This is a genomic window from Arthrobacter sp. SAFR-044 (assembly GCF_059414985.1).
Window position 1 is genome coordinate 1 of sequence record NZ_JBPFDN010000014.1, and the last position, 782, is coordinate 782.

Genomic DNA, 782 nt, shown 5'->3' on the forward strand with positions numbered 1-782 from the left:
ACAGCGGCCTGCTGGTGCTCGCGGATGTCAACGCCACCAGCCGGTACTGGCACTACTACAGTCCCAGCAGCGGCGGCAGTGGAAGCGGTGACACCACCGCTCCGACCGTGAAGGACCTGTCTCCCGCTGCGGACGCCAGCGGCGTGGAGGTTACTGCCGATGTGACAGCGACGTTCTCCGAGGGCTTAGACCCCTCCACTGTCACGTCGACGACTTTCACCCTGGCGGCGGGCGCGACTGCCGTCCCGGCCACCGTGACTTACGACAGCACCAACAAAGTGGCGACGCTGAACCCGAACGCTGACCTGGCGGCGGGGACGACATACACGGCAACCATCAAAGGTGGCACCAGTGGCGTGAAGGACACGGCCGGCAACCCGCTGGCCTCGGACAAGACGTGGACCTTCACCACCGCCGGGGGAGCGAGGGACTTCACCAGTGACGGCAAGGCCGACCTGCTGGCCCGGGACGGCAACGGGAACTTGTGGACCTACCCGGGCCAGGGCAACGGCCTCTTCGGCTGGCGAATCAACGTGGGGCCCGGCTGGAACGTCATGACCGCTGTCAGCGCCGCAGGGGACCTGACCGGAGACGGGGAGCCGGATCTCGTTGCCCGTGACACGAACGGCACCCTGTGGACCTACCCGGGCCAGGGGAACGGCCTGTTCGGGTGGCGCATCAAGGTCGGCGATGGCTGGAACGTCATGACGGCCATTAGCGCGGCGGGTGACCTGACCGGAGACGGGGAGCCGGATCTCGTTGCCCGTGACACGAACGGGAGC

Annotated in this window: 1 protein-coding gene; it reads left to right on the forward strand. The window is 67.4% G+C overall.

Translation table 11 applies throughout. From position 1 onward, the window contains the following. On the forward strand, positions 1–782 hold a 782-nt coding region (locus ACR65J_RS17920; protein ID WP_440171598.1), incomplete at both ends, for an Ig-like domain-containing protein.